Annotated in this window: 10 protein-coding genes; 2 read left to right on the top strand and 8 right to left on the bottom strand. The window is 57.4% G+C overall.

Annotation, left to right across the window (positions count from 1 at the left end):
- Positions 1-294 precede the first annotated feature (294 nt).
- A complete protein-coding gene (locus ACFQUU_RS10330; protein ID WP_382246508.1) occupies positions 295-765 on the top strand; it encodes a metallophosphoesterase family protein in 471 nt (156 codons plus the stop codon).
- 60 nt (positions 766-825) lie between these two features.
- On the opposite strand, the gene ACFQUU_RS10325 is transcribed toward ACFQUU_RS10330, so the two are convergent.
- From ACFQUU_RS10325 to mnmC, 8 genes are all read right to left on the bottom strand, one after another.
- Entirely contained in the window at positions 826-2,469 is a 1,644-nt protein-coding gene (locus ACFQUU_RS10325; protein WP_382246506.1) for an NAD(P)/FAD-dependent oxidoreductase, read from the bottom strand.
- A 204-nt stretch (positions 2,470-2,673) separates the two neighbouring features.
- Positions 2,674-3,123: a PA2169 family four-helix-bundle protein gene (locus tag ACFQUU_RS10320; protein WP_382246503.1), complete on the bottom strand. Its 450-nt coding sequence runs from the start codon at positions 3,121-3,123 to the stop codon at positions 2,674-2,676.
- 202 nt (positions 3,124-3,325) lie between these two features.
- Positions 3,326-4,027 (bottom strand): DUF4142 domain-containing protein, encoded by a 702-nt coding sequence (locus ACFQUU_RS10315; RefSeq protein ID WP_382246501.1) that lies wholly within the window; start codon positions 4,025-4,027, stop codon positions 3,326-3,328.
- 488 nt (positions 4,028-4,515) lie between these two features.
- Positions 4,516-6,096 carry a SpoVR family protein gene (locus tag ACFQUU_RS10310; RefSeq protein ID WP_382246498.1) on the bottom strand — a complete coding sequence of 527 codons (1,581 nt, stop codon included), beginning with the start codon at positions 6,094-6,096 and terminating at the stop codon, positions 4,516-4,518.
- A complete protein-coding gene (locus tag ACFQUU_RS10305) occupies positions 6,093-7,358 on the bottom strand; it encodes a YeaH/YhbH family protein (RefSeq protein ID WP_382246495.1) in 1,266 nt (421 codons plus the stop codon). Before ACFQUU_RS10305 ends, ACFQUU_RS10310 begins: the two co-directional genes overlap by 4 nt.
- 218 nt (positions 7,359-7,576) lie before the next feature.
- Entirely contained in the window at positions 7,577-9,499 is a 1,923-nt protein-coding gene (locus ACFQUU_RS10300) for a PrkA family serine protein kinase (protein WP_382246492.1), read from the bottom strand.
- Between the two features lie 517 nt (positions 9,500-10,016).
- Positions 10,017-12,440, bottom strand: a complete 2,424-nt coding sequence (locus ACFQUU_RS10295; protein WP_382246489.1) for an AsmA family protein — start codon at positions 12,438-12,440, stop codon at positions 10,017-10,019.
- Between the two features lie 39 nt (positions 12,441-12,479).
- Positions 12,480-14,405 (bottom strand): bifunctional tRNA (5-methylaminomethyl-2-thiouridine)(34)-methyltransferase MnmD/FAD-dependent 5-carboxymethylaminomethyl-2-thiouridine(34) oxidoreductase MnmC, encoded by a 1,926-nt coding sequence (mnmC, locus tag ACFQUU_RS10290; RefSeq protein ID WP_382246486.1) that lies wholly within the window; start codon positions 14,403-14,405, stop codon positions 12,480-12,482.
- Between the two features lie 148 nt (positions 14,406-14,553).
- On the opposite strand from mnmC, the gene ACFQUU_RS10285 reads away from it, so the two are divergent.
- Positions 14,554-15,078 (top strand): SET domain-containing protein, encoded by a 525-nt coding sequence (locus ACFQUU_RS10285; RefSeq protein ID WP_382246483.1) that lies wholly within the window; start codon positions 14,554-14,556, stop codon positions 15,076-15,078.
- The last annotated feature ends 109 nt before the right edge of the window (positions 15,079-15,187 follow it).

Below are 15,187 nucleotides of genomic sequence, written 5' to 3'. Positions count from 1 at the left end.
TTTTTCAACGCTGCGGCCATGGGGTGTCGACAAAAAAACGTGCGCGTGCGCGTCAGCGAGTCGCCTTCCCAGGCCGACTGCGACAACAACCCAACATGCGGGTGAAAACGCTTTGCTTGTCCATTTGTCGAATCAAAAAGTAAATAAGCTTATGCATTATTCGATAGGACATTAAAGCATATTTCGGTTGTTTGCGTGCGACGTGCATATGCATCTGGGTGACCGCGCAGGTCAGGTCAAGGTATGCATCTTGCAAGTGCATACCATTTTGTTCCTTGCAATTTGTTGGTAACTATGGAGACACAACGCATAGGTTTGATTTCAGATACCCATGGGCTGCTGCGACCGGAGGCACGCTTCGCGCTGAACGGTGTGAGCCGCATCATCCATGCCGGCGATATCTGCAATGCAAAAGTACTGGAGCAGCTGGAAGAGATCGCGCCGGTGATCGCGGTGCGCGGCAACAATGATCGGGGCGACTGGGCAATGGCGCTACGCGAGAAGGAAGTGATCGAGGTGGACGGGGTGAAAATCTATGTCGTGCACGACCTGCATGAGCTCGATATCGATCCGGCGGCGGCGGGCATCAAGGTCGTCATCTCCGGCCATTCGCACAAGCCATCGGTAAAAAAGGAAAAAGGCGTGCTCTACGTCAATCCAGGTAGCGCCGGTCCACGTCGCTTTCGCTTGCCGATTTCGCTGGCGTTTCTTGAAGTAAGCAACGGAGTACCGAAAGCCGAACTGCAGACCCTGGAGGTGGACTAAGCGCACCAATCAACATGACGACCGAGACATGCGGATGATAGGGTTTCTGACAATCAGGGCTCAATACATCAGCTCACCGGCATGGCCGCCGCCGCGCACATCGGTATTGCCCATGATGCTCAGCGCGACCGCTTCCGCTACCTTGATGCCGTCGACGCCTGCGGACAAAATGCCGCCGGCATAGCCTGCGCCTTCACCAGCAGGGAAAAGGCCAACCGTATTCATGCTCTGGAAATTTTCCTGGCGCTTGATGCGTATCGGCGACGAGGTGCGTGTTTCTACGCCCGTCAACACCGCGTCGCGCATGGCGTAGCCCCTGATCTGGCGGTCGAACGCCGGAAATGCTTCGCGCATTGCTTCGATCGCATAGTCTGGCAGCGAAGGGCCGAGGTCGGTCAGTGTCACGCCCGGCTTGTAGGATGGTTGCACCGTGCCGAATTCAGTGGATGGTTTGCCGGCGATGAAATCGCCGATCAGCTGGCCCGGTGCATTGTAGTTGCGTCCGCCCAGCACATAGGCACGTGACTCCAGTTCGCGCTGGAAATCGATGCCGGCCAGCGGGTGGCCGGGATAATCCTCGGGCGTGATGCCCACCACGATTCCGCTGTTGGCATTACGCTCGTTGCGTGAATACTGGCTCATGCCGTTGGTGACCACACGTTCCGGCTCCGAAGTGGCGGCAACCACGGTGCCGCCGGGGCACATGCAGAAGCTATAGACCGAACGGCCATTGCGCGCATGGTGTACCAGTTTGTAATCGGCTGCACCCAGCAAGGGGTGGCCGGCAAATTTGCCGAAGCGTGCGCGGTCGATCAGCGATTGCGGATGCTCGGCACGGAAGCCGATCGAGAAGGGCTTGGCTTCGATATAGACGCCGCGGTCATACAGCATCTGGAAGGTGTCGCGCGCGCTATGACCAACCGCCAGCACCACGTGTTCGGTTGCAATACGCTCGCCGCTTTCGAGTACCACGCCGCGTACCTGGCCCTTGTCGATCTCGATGTCGGTGACCTTGGCTTCGAAGCGGAATTCTCCGCCCAGCGATTCAATCGTCTCGCGCATCGCCTCGACCATCTTGACCAAACGGAAGGTGCCGATATGCGGCTTGCTGACGAACAGGATTTCTTCAGGCGCATGCGCCTGCACGAATTCGGTCAGCACCTTGCGGCCATAATGCTTGGGATCTTTAATCTGGCTATGCAGCTTGCCATCGGAAAACGTCCCCGCGCCGCCTTCGCCGAATTGCACATTCGACTCGGGGTGCAACTCACGCTTGCGCCACAGGCCCCAGGTGTCCTTGGTACGTTCGCGCACGACCTTGCCGCGTTCGAGAATGATGGGACGAAATCCCATCTGCGCGAGGATCAGGGCCGCGAAGATGCCGCAGGGGCCGAAACCGATGACCACCGGTCGCAACGGCAGCGCCGCGGGCGCCTTTGCGACATATTTGTAACTGGTGTCGGGGCTGACCGTGATATTGGGGGCGCCCTGCAAACGCGCCAGTACCACGGACTCGTCCTGAACATTGACGTCGATGGTATAGACCAGGTTGATCGCGCTGCGTTTGCGGGCATCATAGCCGCGCCGAAATACGGTATAGCCGAGCATCTGTTCCGCGGGAATCTGCAACCGGGAAAGAATGGCCGCCTGAAGGTCGGCTTCGGGATGGTCGAGCGGGAGTTGTACGTTGGTCAGTCGCAGCATGCGGGCAATCCGGAAAAATTCTGTGTGGACGGACTGTCGCGGCGTGTTTGCAGAGTGACCGCGGTCCGGGCCAACGCCGGAGGGCGAGCATTGGCAGGCCGGTATTTTACTCTACTGGGGTGACGGCGCGAAAAGACCGGTCAGCTTTCGCTTGCATCGCGTAATGCGTATTGCGACGAGATGCGTCCGCTGGCCGGTCGCCTCTCATGCGCTGCGATACTGGTCGCGCAGGCTCTTTACCTGGTCATGATTCTGCAGCACGCCCTGGTACTGGCGTTCAATCATGGTCCGTACTTCCACCGGCAAGTTCTTTTCCAGTGCCCGGCGATAGCTGGAGACGGCGACATCTTCGCCACGTTCGCATTCCTGCAGCACGGCCTTGTCGTCCTTACCGGTGATCATCGACTTGATGTCGACCCAGCGGCGATGCAATGCACCGCCCAGGCCGCCGCTGGTTTCCGGGTCGCCGCCATACGAGCGCACCGCATTCTGCAGTTCGGTGGCAGCAGCAGCGCAGGCTTGCGCACGATTGGCAAAGAAGGCCTTGAGCGTCGGATCCTTGGCATCGTCCGCGCAAGCACGAAAACCGTCTTCGCCATCCTTGGTGGTTTCGATCAGGTCGTTCAATGTTGTGATTACATCATCGTTATCCATGTCGTTTCCTTTATAAAACTTACCGGCGTTTTCTTCCGCCAGGCGGCATCAATCTGATGAAGTGCGCGGAGTACAGTCAGGACCGAGCACGGCCGTATGCATGTCCGGTGGCATGGGGAGCATTCCAGTCACCATCGCAAGGCAATGCGCCGCGTGGGACGGCACATTGCTCACGTACTACCAACTCACACTGACTTTGCACTTACTTGTTGCTGGAGGTGCTGCCGCTGCCGGAAGCGCTCGACCCCTTGGCTGAAGACGAACCGCTGCTGGAAGATTTCTTGCCAGTCTGGTCCTGTGCCATGGTCAGGTGATTGTTGACGATTGGGGCAGTCTTTTCTGCCATCGCCTTCAGATCCGGATCCTTGGCATTTTTTTGCGCCTTGGTAAGCAGCTGGTGGGTGTTCTTATGATCGCGCACGCCCACCTGATTCATGTACATCTTGTCGAACTTGTCGCCCTCAAGAGCGCTCAGTGCCTTTGCCGCAGCCTTGTGTTTCATGTCAGTTTCGGTTGGAAGAGTCACACCTTTTTGTTGCGCCAGCTGCTCCAGTTCTTTTTGCGACTGGGTATGGTCATCGATCATCTTCTGCGCAAAAGCCTTGACCTGATCGTTCTGGGATTTCTCCAGCGCCAGCTTGCCTGTTTCAATTTCCGCCAGATTCGCTTCTGCCAGGTCGCGCATCATTTTCTGGTCAGCCTTGGCGACTGAGCTGCTGCTGCCTTTGCTTGCTCCCGACGAACCGGTGCCGGACGATCCGGACGTGGCGCCGGACTGGGTGTTGCCCCCTGCCGTGCCGCTGCTGGTCGTACCGGTGCTTTGGGCATACACAGAGGCACTACCGAACATCATTGCCAGTGCGGCAACTCCGAGCATGCGATTGAGGTTTTTACGTTGTTGCATCTGGAATCTCCTTCAGGAACATGATGGCAATAGCCATCGGAAACCATCACTTGATGTAAACGGCTGTTAGGCAATGTATGTGCCAATAGCCTGCACGTCCCTTCTTGACTGGGCTGCCATAGAAGGAGTAGATCATGAATGCAACGCTGATCTGGAAGACTCTACAGAGGGGCGGAAAAAATTACAGATTTACAAGCACCGGATCTGAACGGTGTCCGTGGTTACGTTCCTTGCCTGCGTTAACCACATGAGTCCGCTCTGGCGAACTTGAATGCGTTTATGGTGCAACTAACCGGATGATCAAAAAAAATGCCAAGGCTTTCACCTTGGCATCAAGTCTTGCCGGTTACCCGGCAAGCGCCCATGAAAAGAGACATGGCGATAATGACCGCACTGCATGCGAAGCAAAACAATGCGGCAGGGCCGCAATGGGCGCCACAGCGTCTTTGACGCTCCCCTGTTCCTGCGGCGTCCGGCGAACCCCTCCCCTAGTTACCGCGCTGCCTCTTTTCGCATTTGCATTCCGTCGTTTCTACTACCTTGCCATCCGGATCGACAGTTTCCAGGATGACGTCAAATCCCCATAGACGTGCGACGTGCTTGAGTACTTCGCCGGTCTGGTTGGAGAGCGGCCTGCGCAGATACTGGTTATGACGCAGCGTCAGTGCGCGATGGCCATGCGTGTCGACTGACCAGACCTGGATGTTGGGTTCACGATTGCCCAGGTTGTACTGTCCGGCAAGCTGTTCGCGGATATAGCGATAACCGGCATCGTCATGGATGGCGGAAATCGACAGTTTCTCTTTCTTGTCGTCGTCCAGCACCGCGAAGAAATGGAAATCGCGGATGACTTTCGGCGACAGGTATTGTGCGATGAAGCTTTCATCCTTGAAGTTGCGCATCGCGAAGTCGAGCGTTTTCTTCCAGTCGCTGCCAGCAATATCGGGAAACCACTGGCGATCTTCGTCAGTCGGGTTTTCGCAGATGCGACGAATGTCCCGCATCATCGCAAAGCCCAGCGCATACGGATTGATGCCATTGAAATACTTACTGGTCACCGGTGGTTGATACACGACGTTGGTATGGCTCTGCAAAAACTCCATCATGAAGCCGTTACCGACCACGCCCTCGTCGTACAACTGGTTGAGGATGGTGTAGTGCCAGAACGTGGCCCAGCCTTCGTTCATTACCTGCGTCTGGCGTTGTGGGTAGAAGTACTGCGAAATCTTGCGCACGATACGCACGATCTCGCGCTGCCATGGCTCCAGCAGCGGTGCCGACTTTTCGATGAAGTACAACAGGTTTTCCTGCGGCTCCGCGGGAAAACGTGACGGACCGATTTCCTGTACGACCTCGGCCTTGCGCGGGATCGTACGCCACAAGTCATTCACCTGCGATTGCAGGTAACGCTCGCGGTCTTCCTGGCGCTCGCGCTCCTCCGCCATTGACAGCTTGGCCGGACGCTTGTAACGATCCACGCCATAGTTCTGAAGTGCGTGGCAGGAGTCGATCAGCAACTCCACCGCGTCGATGCCATAGCGCCGCTCGCAGTCGGCAATATAGTTCTTGGCGAACACCATGTAGTCAATGATCGCTTCGGCGTCGGTCCAGGTACGGAACAGGTAGTTGTTCTTGAAGAAGGAGTTGTGGCCGTACGACGCATGCGCGATCACCAGCGCCTGCATGGTCAGGCTGTTCTCTTCCATCAGGTAGGCGATGCATGGGTTCGAATTGATCACGATCTCATACGCCAGACCCATCTGACCGCGCTTGTAACTCTTTTCCGTGGACAGGAACTGCTTGCCATAAGACCAGTGCGCGTAGGACACCGGCATGCCGACCGATGCGTACGCATCCATCATTTGCTCGGCGGTGATGACTTCCAGCTGGTTTGGATAGGTATCGAGTCCGAAGCCTTCCGCGACGCGGCGGATTTCTTCGTGGACCGATTCGATCAGCTCGAAGGTCCACTCGGATTGCTCGGGCAGACGAAACGGCTTGCCCGCCTTTTTGCGTGCGGGCTTGGCAGCCGTTTTCCTTGCAGGTTTCTTGATCGCTGTCGTCGTCATTTCGGTTGTTTCTTGAACAGTTCACGGAACACCGGATAGATATCGGCCGGCGACTCGATTTTCTGCATCGCGAAGTGCGGACAATGGTCGGGAATCTGTGTGTACTCGTGCCACAGGTTCTGCGGTTCGCCATCAGTAATCTCGACATACGCGTAGTACTGGACCATCGGCATGATCTTGTTGATCAGCAGTTCACGGCAAGTCACCGAATCGTTATCCCAATTGTCGCCGTCCGATGCCTGCGCGACATACACATTCCAGTCGCTGCTGGCATAGCGTTCCTGGATGACTTTGTCGAGCAGGACTAGCGCGGAAGACACCACGGTACCGCCCGATTCGCGCGAGTTGAAGAACTCGTCCTCGGTCACTTCGGTCGCCTGTGTATGGTGGCGGATGAAGACCACTTCGATCTTTTCATATGCACGCTCGAGGAACAGGTAGAGCAGGATGAAGAAACGCTTCGCCGCATCCTTCTTGGCCTGATCCATCGAACCCGAAACGTCCATCACGCAAAACATGACGGCTTGGCTGGACGGCTTCGGTACCTTAATGCGATTGCTGTAACGCAGGTCGATCGGATCGAGGAAAGGAATCGCATGCAAGCGGGTGCGCAGTTGATGAATTTCCTTGCGCAGCGCCAGGATGCGATGATCATCCTCGAATGTCGTCTGCATCAACTGCGCCAGTTCTTCCTCTGCTTCTCTGAGGCGCTTGCGCGACTTTCCGCCGACCGCGATACGGCGGCCGAGCGCACCTCGCAGCGAACGCAATACGTGGATGTTCGACGGCGTGCCGGACACCGTGTACCCGGCGCGTTGCTGCTTGAATTCGGTGATGGACTTCAGTTGGGTCTTGATCAGGTTGGGCAGCTCGAGATCTTCGAAGAAGTAGTTCATGAACTCTTCGCGGGTCAGTTCGAACGCGAAATCGTCTTCGCTGGTTTCCTCGCTGTTGCCTGCCTTGCCCTTGCCTGCGCCAGCGCCGCCTTTCGGCCGCTGGATCTGGTCGCCTTTTTGATATTCCTTGTTGCCGGGACGAACGACTTCCCATACGCCGCCATGCGCATGGCCGAACGTCGGTTCATTGATGTCCTTGACGGGGATCGATACTTTTTCGCCCTTCTCGATATCCTTGATCGAGCGGCCTTTGATTGCGCGCGCAACGGCGTCCTTGATCTGGCCCTTGTAACGCCTTAAGAAGCGTTCGCGATTGCCAGCGGACTTGTTTTTACCCTGCAAGCGCCGGTCGATGAGGTGAGCCAAATTGCCTCCTGAAACAGTATGGGCGTTTGTTATTGCTCTTTTCCATGGTGGAAGAAAGAGCTTCCCGCTTCATCCTGCCGGCTCCCTCCCCCTTGCAGAGGGAGGGCTGGGGTGGGGGTAGTGAGGTCGGATCAACCGACACTTTTGCACAAGCTCACTACCCCATCCCGACCTTCCCCTGCAAGGGGGAAGGAGCCCGCGCGGAGCGGGAGATTACATCACGACGACTTGCGTACGCGCAGGTACCACTCGCACAGCAGGCGAACCTGCTTCGCGGTGTAACCCTTCGCGACCATGCGGGCGACGAACTCCTGATGCTTGTTCGCATCGTCGGCGCTGGCCTTCGCGTTGAAGGAGATCACCGGCAGCAGTTCCTCGGTGTTCGAGAACATCTTCTTCTCGATCACGGTGCGCAGCTTTTCATAGCTGGTCCATGCCGGGTTCTTGCCGCTGTTCTGCGCGCGGGCACGCAACACGAAGTTGACGATTTCGTTACGGAAGTCCTTCGGATTGGAAATCCCCGCCGGCTTCTCGATCTTTTCCAGTTCGCTGTTGAGCGAATCGCGGTCGAAGCTCTCGCCGGTGTCCGGATCGCGGAATTCCTGGTCCTGGATCCAGAAGTCGGCGAACGTCACATAACGGTCGAAGATGTTCTGGCCATACTCGGAATAGCTTTCCAGGTAAGCGGTCTGAATTTCCTTGCCGATGAACTCGACGTAACGCTGCGCCAGGTATTCCTTGATGTAGGACATGTAGCGCTGTTCGAGTTCGGGTGCGAACTGCTCACGCTCGATCTGCTGTTCCAGCACGTACAGCAGGTGCACCGGATTGGCAGCGACTTCAGTGTTGTCAAAGTTGAAGACCTTGGACAGGATCTTGTACGCGAAACGCGTGGAGAGGCCGTTCATGCCCTCGTCGACGCCGGCGTAATCCGTATACTCCTGGCGCGACTTCGCCTTTGGATCGGTGTCCTTCAGGTTCTCGCCGTCATACACCTGCATCTTGCTGAAGATGCTGGAGTTTTCCGGGTCCTTGATACGCGACAGCACCGCGAACTGCGCCATCATCTTCAGAGTGCCAGGAGCGCAGGGCGCTTTCGACAGCGAGGAATTCTGGATCAGCTTGTCGTAAATCTTGACCTCTTCCGACACGCGCAGGCAGTACGGCACCTTGACGATATAGATACGATCGAGGAACGCTTCGTTGTTCTTGTTGTTGCGGAATGCCTTCCATTCGGATTCGTTCGAGTGAGCCAGTACCACGCCGTCGAACGGGATCGCGCCGAAGCCTTCGGTACCCTTGTAGTTGCCTTCCTGCGTTGCGGTCAGCAACGGGTGCAATACCTTGATCGGGGCCTTGAACATTTCGACGAATTCCATCAGACCCTGGTTCGACAGGCACAGGCCGCCGGAGTAGCTGTACGCATCCGGATCATCCTGCGAATAGTCTTCGAGCTTGCGGATATCGACCTTGCCGACCAGCGAAGAGATGTCCTGGTTGTTTTCATCGCCCGGCTCGGTCTTGGAAATCGCCACCTGTTTCAGGATCGACGGATAACGCTTGACTACGCGGAACTGGTTGATATCGCCGTTGAACTCGTGCAGGCGCTTGACTGCCCACGGGCTGGGGATGGTCTTCAGGTAACGGCGCGGGATGCCGTAGTCTTCTTCGAGGATCGCACCGTCTTCGATTTCGTTGAACAGGCCGAGGGGCGATTCATTCACGGGCGAACCCTTGATCGCGTAAAACGGAACTTGCTCCATCAGCGCCTTGAGCTTCTCAGCGATGGACGACTTGCCGCCGCCGACAGGGCCGAGCAGATAAAGTACCTGCTTGCGCTCTTCGAGGCCTTGAGCAGCATGACGGAAGTAGGACACTACCTGCTCGATCACCTCTTCCGTACCGTAGAACTCACGGAAGGCTGGATAAATCTTGATAACCTTGTTGGCGAAGATACGCGAGAGACGCGAATCATGGCGCGTGTCGATCATCTCAGGTTCGCCGATTGCCTCGAGCATGCGCTCGGCAGCAGTGGCATAAGCGAGTCGATCGCGCTTGCACAGTTCCAGATATTCCTGCAGGGAGTATTCCTCTTCCCGAGTCCGCTCATACCGTGCTGCGTAGTTGTCAAAGATTTTCATGGGGGGTCCTTTGATGTAATTGCCGGTCGTTTGTGGGTCGGATTCAAGACTGAATTTCCACTCCGCAATTTCATACTACGCCCGATTTTCTCTGGTCGCTAGGAAATTTTCGCGTTTTTTTTGTAAGCGGAAAATGTTGAAAATTAGGCTTTTCAAATGCTCTTTTCAAAGCGCTATTTATGACGTATTTTTTTAGTTTTACGATTCGATTGCGTAAAACTTTTTAGCGTCATCGCTGTCATCGCAAGCCTGTTTATAGACGGGATAACAAGAGCGCTGCTGCGAAAATGCGACAAGGGCGTGACATGCAAAATCAAACTTTATGCATGCGCGTCTGATGCGATCAAAGGGTTCAATTTCAATTCACTGAATTGAACATAAAAGGCATCGCAATTCGGTTGATCGGCATGTAATGCCTGTGCCTTCCAATGATGCAGCAAGGAGGTCGCAAAGGCACAAGATAGTTATATCCTGACAGGCCGGCTTAGGGGTATAGTAATGGCATTAACAGCATCACTTACTTGCCGAGCAAACCCTTCAATCGATCCTTGAACTGATCGCGTACCTTTGCTTTTTCTTCGTCGATCGACTGCTGTGCCTTGGCCTTGATGTCGTCCTTGCTTCCACCGATTTTTTCTTCGAGTTTTTGCTTAGCCAGTTCGCTTGCCATGCCGGCAAAATCCACACGCCATCCAATCGCGCTGAAGGGTCCGGAGAGTCGCACCGGTACGGTGAGTCCCTTGAGTGCCTGTAACTCGGGGCCGCCCTGCCCCTGCAGAGTCGACACCACGGTAGTGCGGGCAACATAGTCCAGCCGGTCCTCTCCAATATTGATGTCGCCTGATCCACTGACGCGCACCAGCGGTGATTTGATGACCAGATCTTCGTTATGGGCAATGCCGTTGGCGATCCGGAAGCTTCCCGACAACTCGCTGAAGTCGGTTTTCTCGGCAGTCGATGCGGTACCCCCCTGTGGATTCTCATTGCCGCGCAGTTCGCCGATCTTCGCTTTCGCACTGCGTACCGCTTGTGCAATGTTCACGCCGCGTATCGCGCCATCGCGCAGGTCCAGCCTTGCCGTGCCGGCGAGCTGTTTCTTGAGCTGGCTGACGAGATTGCCGCTGGTGGTGACGTCGAGTTGCACGTTACCGCTTCCCTCAATCGGATCCTTGCCGATCGCATCCTTGAGCAGCGGACCGACTTGAACACCTGACAAGCTTTGCCGCAACGCGAAACGGTTTGGACTTGCCGAAACTACGCTCAGCGATCCCGCGACGCTGCCGCCGTATAAATTGGCATTGATTGGATTGATATCTAACTTGCCCGCGCCGGCCCGCAGGTCTACGCGCACATTGTTGCCACGGATGTTGGCAATTTTCAGCGCACCGATGCGCAGGTTGCCGCTGGCCCTCAGCTTACTTAACGCGGACAGATCGATTGGTGGTTCGGTCGGGGTTGGCGCAGGAGACGCGGTTCCGCTCGGCTTGGCGGTCGCCGGTTTGCGGCGATAGCGATCGACGTCGAGCTGGTCGATGCCGACCTGGAAGGTATAGGCGGCCGGAGAAAATTCGCTCATGCCCAAGCGCAGATCGAAGCGGCTCTGGTCGAGGTTGCCGGCCAGGGTGGCGGTCGCACTTTTCTTGCCGAGGTCGAGTGTCGCATTACCATTTGCCTTCAGTTGTAATGCACCGCCGCCCGGATTGGGCAGACTGAGGTCAGCGACCAGTTTGGAAATACTGATTATCTGTGTCTTGAAATTCGCCGACAGTGGCGCGGAGATGTTACCGCTGATCGCGGTCGCCTCCTGCTTGCCTGACAGGTTGACGGTGAGGCCAGGCGACGCGAACAGCATCTTGTCGACATCTCCCGTCACCGGTCCCGACAGGCGAGCCCGCGCATCGAGCTTGTCATCCTTGATGGTGCTGTCGATAACGAACGCCGGTATGCGAAAAGCCTGTGGCGTGCCCTCGAAGGAGGGCAATTCTATATGCGCCGTCGTGGTGCGGGTGCCAGCGTTCAGCCTGGCATTGCCAGTCAGTTTGGCAGCCCTGACCTGCGCATCGGTGATGGCCAGCTGCGGAATATCGACCTGCGCATCGATCGCTTCGCTGGCACGCTTGCCGGTAGCGCTGAGGCGAAGTCGATCCAGCGCAAAGCGCCCCGTTGCCAGCCACAGTTCCGCATTACCGGACAGCGTGAGCGACAGGTCGCTGAAATCCGCCAACCTGCCCTTGAAATTGGTATCCATGTCGGTGACGGTGTAGTGCTGCTGTGACCAGCGTGGCGTGTAGCCGGCGCGGATGCTCAGCTTGCCATTGATGTCCGGGTTCTTTGCACTGATATCGGCGGAGAACTGCAGTTTGCCCGATGCACCTTCGGCAATCTTGCCAGTGGTCAGATCGGCATTACGAAGTTCCATGGTCCGCGCTTTCTGACGATCGTCAATGGCAATCCGTGCATTGCACAGGTGGATGCCGTCGATGTCGAGCCGGACTGCAGTGTTTCCTTCTGGCTGCGCCGGTGCCGTGCTCTTTTCCTCCTCCTTGGGCAGCAAATCATCAATACTGGTGCTGCCATCCTTGAAACGGATCACTTTCGCCTGTAAGCCGTCGACGCGGATCTTGTCGACAACGAATTGCCGCGACAGCAAGGGCAACAAGGCAAGGGACAGCGTAACGCGATCGACCGCGGCAAATTCGGTCGTGCCCTGCCGCTCCGATAGGGTGACGCGCCCCAGGTCCGCGCCAAGTTTGGGAAAGAAGCTGAGTTGGATGGTGCCGGGGATCGCCAGCTTGCGTTGGTATTTTTCCTGCACCATGCGAACCAGGTCTGGCTTGTAATCGTTGGGATCGAAGCGTGCGGCGATCACCGCGATGCCAGCTACCAGCAGGAGCAGCAATGTCGCAACGGTAACAAGAACAATTTTGACGGGCTTACGCATGGCATCGCATTCCTGCAAGGGTTAGCAGAATCAGCGGCGTCAGCTGCCGCCCCGCCGATAGGCCTTCAATGCAAAACGGGCAGGATCCAACGCATCGGCCAGCTGTTGTTCAATCGGCAGCGGTTCGCCTTCCAGTGCGGCGGCAAGCAGTTCCGCGCCGAACGGTGCCCAGATCAATCCGCGCGACGCATAGCCGAGCAAGCCATAGACACCCGGCAACCGTGGCACATCGCGCAAGCGGCTCCCGGTAATCGGTACCGACGGATCCGGCAAGGCACCGATCAACGGCAGACGGTCCGGCGATACGCTGCGAAAGCCAACCCGGCCCTCGACCGGCGCATTCCGCACCGCACCGGTCAGCGCCTGCGGCAAGACCTGAGCCAGCCTTTGCAGGTTCTCGTCATGACTGCTGCGGCGCAACGTCCGGTCCTCGTCAAAGTCGTATGACGCACCAACGGGACAGAGTCCGTGCACCGGCGGTGTCACATAACCTTCGCCACACACAACCAGCGGCGGTGGCGGCAACGCCGAAGCGGACAAATGCGTGACCTGGCCCCGAATCGCCTGCAATGGCAGTTCTTGTGTTTGAGGCAACAGCGCGGCGTTGGTTCCTGCTGCCAGGATCAGCACGGGTGCACGGGCAATCTCCTTGCCATCCGCATCGCGTGCCACCCATTCACCATCGATTTGTTGCAGCGACGCGACCTGCTGCCCGAAGTGCTTCTGCAATTGTGTGCCACAGGCATCCAGCAAGGCATCGCACAAACTCGCCGGCGTTACCCAGCCGCCTTGCGGGAAGAACCAGCCGCCATGCGATGACGGGTTGCCTGTTTTCCGTTCCACCCAGTCCGGACCCACCCAGCGCACATAGTCTTCTGGAAAACCGCTGTCGGCCAGCGTATCGCGTTGCAGCTGCGCATGCTCCGCATCATCAGCCAGTTGCAGCACCCCGCAGGTATCCGCCATGAACGCCTTGCCGGCGCCACCGAGCCGCTGCCAGAGTTGCAGCGTGAACAAATAGGCGGATCGTGCCAGCCGGGATGCCAGGTTGTCGTCTCGTGACAGCAAGGGCATGACGATGCCTGCAAGATTGCCGGATGCTTCCTGTGCAGGTTTTGCATGCCTTTCGATCAACGCAATCTGCCAGCCACGCGCCGCAAGCCGTTCACAGGCGGCGCTGCCGGCGATCCCGGCGCCGATCACGATGGCACGCCGTTCAACCGCTTCTTCCTTAATCTTGACGCGTGGCGCTTGCGTCCAGCGCGGCGCAAAGCGCGCAGCCAGCATCTCCGGCTTGCGGCCGAAGCCGGGCACTCTTTCGCAGACGAAACCGGCCTGGGTCAATGCCGCGCGTACCGTACTGGCAATGCTGTAAGTCGCCAGCGTCGCTTCCGGTGCGGCGACCCGGTTCAGGCGAGTAAGAATCGGCGGCGCCCACATTTCGGGATTCCGGCTCGGCGCAAAACCGTCGAGGTAAAACGCATCGACGGCGGCATGGATCTCCGGCAGGCATTCGGCGATATCGCCCAACACCAGTGTCAGCACGACACGTCCTTCATCGAGCAGCAGTCGATGAAAGCCAGCCACCAGAGGCGGCCACCGGCTGTGCAGCGCCTGCGCGTACTCCGCCAGTTCCGGCCACTGGCGATGCAGGCTTTCCAGGTCAGCGCGGCTGAACGGGTGCTTCTCGATGGCGATGTAGTGCAGTTGTTGCGAGCGCTCGGGATCGGTACGCCACGCCTGCCAGGTGGCGAGAAAATTGAGCCCGAGGCCAAAGCCGGTTTCGAAGATCACGAAGCGCCGACGGTCACGCCAGCGTTCCGGCAAGCGATTGCCGCCAATGAAGACATGGCGCGCCTGCGCCAGTCCACCGTCCGCGGAATGGTAGACGTCGCCGTAGATTTCCGAATAGGGAATGCCGTCCAGATAGGCAAGGATGGCGGGAACGAGTCGGTGACCGGGCATGGTAAACACGTAGGTAAAGGACTTCCATTTTAGCCGCGCATGCAACGCCGCTCAAAAAACCGTGTTTGCCGCATGCACAACGGTCCATCATTGATTACACTTCGTGCTCGCGCTCCCGAATTCCATGTCCGACATACCCTGAACTCACATGAAACGCTCAAGCACTTCTGCTTCCACCGCGGCTCCCGCAGTGACCGCCACACCAGCCGCTAAACCTTTTTATGTCGTGCGTCACTCGAAGATCCACGGAAACGGCGTCTTCGCCACCCGCAAGATCCCGCAGGGGACCTGCATTATCGAATACCAGGGTGAACGCATCACATGGAAGGAGGCGGTGCGGCGTGAAAACCTGAAGGCACCTGACGACTTCCATACCTTCTTCTTCAGCCTGGATAGCGGAAAGATCATCGACGGCGGCGATAACGGCAATGACGCCCGCTGGATCAACCATTCCTGTGAACCAAATTGCGAAGCGCAGGAAGAAGACGGCAAGGTATTCATCTACGCCCTGCGCGATATCACACGGGGTGAAGAGCTGTACTACGATTATGGGCTGATCATGGAAGAACGTCACACGCCGGCACTCAAGCGTGCCTATCGTTGCCTGTGCGGCACGCCGAGCTGCCGTGGCACCTTGCTGGCGCCGAAACGGAAGAAGAAGCAAGCTGCGTAAATGCGATGATTCCCCGGTGTCGGGGACAGAGAGAGCGGTGCGCCAGATGCGCCGCGCTCCCTCCGTGTTATCGCCGTTCTCGCGCTGATTTTTTTATTATCAGCCTGGA

It is taken from the genome of Herbaspirillum sp. GCM10030257, from assembly GCF_042666555.1.
Taxonomy (GTDB): Bacteria; Pseudomonadota; Gammaproteobacteria; order Burkholderiales; family Burkholderiaceae_D; genus Noviherbaspirillum.
The sequence above is the reverse complement of the archived record's forward strand: the minus strand, read 5'-3'. Positions and strand labels throughout refer to the sequence as shown.

What these genes read in the sequence shown, in the direction of transcription:
- ACFQUU_RS10330 (WP_382246508.1), top strand. Translation starts at nt 295, where the DNA reads ATGGAGACACAACGCATAGGTTTGATTTCAGATACCCATGGGCTGCTG.
- ACFQUU_RS10325 (WP_382246506.1), bottom strand. Translation starts at nt 2,469, where the DNA reads ATGCTGCGACTGACCAACGTACAACTCCCGCTCGACCATCCCGAAGCC.
- ACFQUU_RS10320 (WP_382246503.1), bottom strand. Translation starts at nt 3,123, where the DNA reads ATGGATAACGATGATGTAATCACAACATTGAACGACCTGATCGAAACC.
- ACFQUU_RS10315 (WP_382246501.1), bottom strand. Translation starts at nt 4,027, where the DNA reads ATGCAACAACGTAAAAACCTCAATCGCATGCTCGGAGTTGCCGCACTG.
- ACFQUU_RS10310 (WP_382246498.1), bottom strand. Translation starts at nt 6,096, where the DNA reads ATGACGACGACAGCGATCAAGAAACCTGCAAGGAAAACGGCTGCCAAG.
- ACFQUU_RS10300 (WP_382246492.1), bottom strand. Translation starts at nt 9,499, where the DNA reads ATGAAAATCTTTGACAACTACGCAGCACGGTATGAGCGGACTCGGGAA.
- ACFQUU_RS10295 (WP_382246489.1), bottom strand. Translation starts at nt 12,440, where the DNA reads ATGCGTAAGCCCGTCAAAATTGTTCTTGTTACCGTTGCGACATTGCTG.
- mnmC (WP_382246486.1), bottom strand. Translation starts at nt 14,405, where the DNA reads ATGCCCGGTCACCGACTCGTTCCCGCCATCCTTGCCTATCTGGACGGC.
- ACFQUU_RS10285 (WP_382246483.1), top strand. Translation starts at nt 14,554, where the DNA reads ATGAAACGCTCAAGCACTTCTGCTTCCACCGCGGCTCCCGCAGTGACC.